Here is a 3,311-nt window from a genome sequence, read left to right on the forward strand (position 1 = left end):
TTATGAGGTGATAATCACATGGCAACGAGAAGAGAGGCTCGATTCAAACTTTGTCGTCGCTTTGGTGTGAACGTATTCGGTCACGCAAAAGCCTTGAATCGCGTCAAAAAAGACCAACGTCAGAAAAAAATGTCTGAGTATGGCACACAATTATTAGAAAAACAAAAAGTTAAAGCTTACTACAACTTGCTAGAACGCCAGTTCGTACGCTATTATGATAAAGCGAAAAAAATGCAAGGTGTTACAGGTGAAAACATGTTGATCCTTTTGGAACAACGTCTTGATAACCTTGTATATCGCATCGGCTTCGGTAACTCCATTCGTCAAGCTCGTCAAATGGTAAACCATGGCCACATCTTGGTAAACGGTCGTCGTGTAGACATTCCTTCCTTCTCCTGCAAACCAGGCGATGTAATCGAATTGCGCGAAGCATCTCGTGACAACGAAATGTTCAAAACTAACTTCCAAGAACTTCGTTCTTTCGAACTTCCTTACATTGAAAAAGACTTGGAAGGCTTCAAAGCTACATTCACTCGTCTTCCTCAACGTGAAGAACTTCCTATCGAAGTTAACGAAACACTTATCGTCGAATTGTACTCCAAATAATTTGGCGCTTATGGGAAAACCACTCAGAATTGGGTGGTTTTTTCTTTATGACATGTCACTGTTAAAGGGCTAAAACAGTGCAAAAAACAATTGACATAGAACACCAAAATCTGTATACTATTTTGAGTAAGCTTTAGTCGTGTTTCCATTAGCCCCGGAAGCAAAGGACAAGCTGATTTTGGTAGAATTATGACGTTATTAGGAGGATATGCAGCATGAAAACTACATTTATGGCCAATCCGAACACAATCGAACGGAAATGGTATGTTGTTGACGCTGAAGGTAAAACTTTAGGACGCCTTGCTGCCGAAGTTGCAAAAGTTCTTCGGGGCAAAAATAAACCAACTTTCACACCACACGTAGACACTGGTGACCATGTGATCGTTGTAAACGCAGAAAAAATTCGCGTAACTGGTAAAAAATTGGAACAAAAGGAATACTTCCGTCACTCTGGTTACCCAGGTGGTTCCCGTTTCACTAAATTATCCATGATGCTTGAAAAACAACCTGAACGTGTTGTTGAAATGGCAGTTCGTGGTATGCTTCCAAAAAACAAATTGGGTGCACAACAATACCGTAAATTAAACGTATACGCTGGTCCTGAGCATCCACATGCAGCTCAAAAACCAGAAGTTTTAGAAATTTCCGTACGATAATCTAGAGGGAGGAACATATAATGGCAGTAGCACAATATTACGGCACTGGTCGTAGAAAATCTTCCGTTGCTAGAGTTCGTCTGGTACCGGGCACAGGTAAAATCACTGTTAACAAACGTGAACTTAATGATTATTTCGGTCGCCAAACTTTGGAATTGATCGTAAAACAACCTTTGAATTTGACTAACACAGTTGAACAATACGATGTTATTGCAACTGTAGCTGGTGGCGGTCCTTCCGGTCAAGCTGGTGCAATTCGTCACGGTATCTCCCGTGCGTTATTGGACGTAGATGGCGAACTTCGTCAATCTTTGAAAAAAGCTGGCTTCTTGACTCGTGACCCACGCATGAAAGAACGTAAAAAATACGGTCTTAAAAAAGCCCGCAAAGCAAGCCAATTCTCCAAACGTTAATATTTGGAATACAGGTTATTACACCTGCAGACAATGTCTGCAGGTGTTTTTTGTTGATTAGATTATGGTGACACTAATAATTATCTGTTATGATGATAGTAATGATAAAAGAAAGCGTATTTATAGTGTATCCGCTCTTGGACGAGAACAAGAGATTGTAGGTAATGAAATCAGTGATGCTTTGAGCGATATTTTCTATGATGGATTCAGTGATGTTGATTCTGGTAAGAATGCAGGTAAAAAGGTAGTCGTTCTTTCATAATATATTTACCTGTGTATAGGGGGCTGTATGATACAAAATATATATCATTTACTAGTGGAGAATTGGAGCTTTTTCTCAGGTCTATTATGGGAACATATTGGCATAGCTTTGCTTTCTAGTATAATTGCTATTATTCTAGGAGTAGTTGCGGGTATTTTACTTAACGAGTATCGTCGAGCAGTTAATCCGACCATGATGGTTATTAATTTCCTGTATACTATACCATCCATATCCATGCTGGGATTTTTGATTCCCTTTTCAGGAATTGGTAACGCAACGGCAGTGATTGCTCTTGTGATATATGCATTATTGCCGATGGTGAGAAATACATATACTGGGTTAAGCAGTATTGACAAGGAAATGATTGAAGCGGCTACATCACTGGGGTTATCTCGTGTACAACGTTTACGATATATTGAATTGCCTTTAGCCTTTCCAGTAATCATGGTCGGTATAAGAAATATGCTAGTTATGACTATAGCGCTTACTGGGGTAGCATCATTTATTGGTGCCGGAGGTCTTGGTGTAGCTATTTATCGAGGTATTACTACAAATAATACGACTATGACTGTAGCCGGCAGTTTACTAATTGCTTTTTTAGCATTGATTATGGATGGTGTATTGGGCTTTTTTGAGAAAATCATACTATATAGAGGGCATTGCAAACGTACTTTTAAACGTATTGGTATTGTATCCTCAATTGTGATAATTGGTGGCATTGGTGTGTTTATGTGGCCGTCGCAACAATCCAATGTAATTCATGTAGCTACAAAACCGATGACAGAACAGTTGATTTTGGGCGATATGCTGAAACTTCTTATTGAACAAGATACAGATTTAACTGTTGAAGTAACAGCCGGAGTAGGCGGAGGAACCTCAAATATTCAACCGGCCATGGAGTCCGGTCAATTCGATATCTATCCTGAATATACAGGCACCGGTTGGAATGCAGTACTAAAACGAGACACGCAATATAGTGAAAATTTATTTGATGAATTACAGCGCGCTTACGAGGATACATATCAATTTAAATGGGTCGGTATGTATGGTTTCAATAATACATATGGAATGGCTGTACGTAAGGATATTGCTAACAAATATAATTTAAAAACATATTCAGACTTAGCGAGGGTTTCGTCACAGTTGATTTTAGGTGGGGAATATGATTTCTTCGGGCGCCAAGATGGGTATTTGGGATTACAGCGAGTATATGGCATGGACTTTAAAGATACGAAGGATATGGATATAGGTTTGAAATATCAGGCTATTGAAAGCGGACATGTGGATGCTATGCCTATATTTACTACTGACGGTCAGTTGAGCCATGCGTCTATTGTTGTTCTTGAGGACGATAAACATTTATATCCGTCGTAT

General features: G+C 39.4%; 5 protein-coding genes. All 5 read left to right on the forward strand.

What is annotated here, in order from left to right; genetic code table 11:
- Positions 1–18 precede the first annotated feature (18 nt).
- The gene (rpsD, locus tag QZ055_RS08750; protein WP_105084909.1) at positions 19–606 is read left to right on the forward strand and encodes a 30S ribosomal protein S4; all 588 of its coding nucleotides are present in this window, start codon (positions 19–21) and stop codon (positions 604–606) included.
- A gap of 215 nt (positions 607–821) precedes the next feature.
- Positions 822–1,262: a 50S ribosomal protein L13 gene (rplM, locus tag QZ055_RS08755; RefSeq protein WP_005381375.1), complete on the forward strand. Its 441-nt coding sequence runs from the start codon at positions 822–824 to the stop codon at positions 1,260–1,262.
- 20 nt (positions 1,263–1,282) lie between these two features.
- Complete coding sequence (gene rpsI / locus QZ055_RS08760) at positions 1,283–1,675, forward strand: 30S ribosomal protein S9 (RefSeq protein WP_004695188.1); 393 nt, start codon at positions 1,283–1,285, stop codon at positions 1,673–1,675.
- 64 nt (positions 1,676–1,739) lie between these two features.
- Positions 1,740–1,937, forward strand: a complete 198-nt coding sequence (locus QZ055_RS08765) for a hypothetical protein (protein ID WP_156719969.1) — start codon at positions 1,740–1,742, stop codon at positions 1,935–1,937.
- 27 nt (positions 1,938–1,964) lie between these two features.
- Positions 1,965–3,311 (forward strand): ABC transporter permease/substrate-binding protein (locus tag QZ055_RS08770; protein ID WP_295826278.1); only part of this gene is annotated, 1,347 nt, incomplete at its 3' end.

It is taken from the genome of uncultured Veillonella sp. (assembly GCF_905209685.1).
GTDB lineage: Bacteria > Bacillota > Negativicutes > Veillonellales > Veillonellaceae > Veillonella.